This window comes from Monashia sp. HAY1-2A (genome assembly GCF_056755315.1).
In genome coordinates this window covers 1-261 of record NZ_JBNDHY010000498.1, presented here as the reverse complement: position 1 = coordinate 261, position 261 = coordinate 1, and the positions used below count along the sequence as shown (strand labels likewise).

Genomic DNA, 261 nt, shown 5'->3' with positions numbered 1-261 from the left:
CGCACGGGCCGGGCTCTTGAGGGAAAGGTCGGCGCCTTCGCGGCGGGCGAGCTTACAGGTAGGACCGATATAACGAGCCATTTCTTATCGCTCCTTTAGACGCGACGCTTCTTCGGCGGACGGCACCCGTTGTGCGGGATTGGCGTCACGTCGATGATGTTGGTGATCTTGTAGCCCACGTTGTTCAGCGAGCGCACGGCCGACTCACGACCCGGACCCGGGCCCTTGATGCGGACTTCCAGGGACTTGACGCCGTAATCC

At 62.5% G+C, this 261-nt stretch carries 1 protein-coding gene; it reads right to left on the bottom strand.

From position 1 onward, the window contains the following. Positions 1–95: 95 nt before the first annotated feature. On the bottom strand, positions 96–261 hold a 166-nt coding region (gene rpsK, locus ACPYOM_RS22865; protein ID WP_481347720.1), incomplete at its 5' end, for a 30S ribosomal protein S11.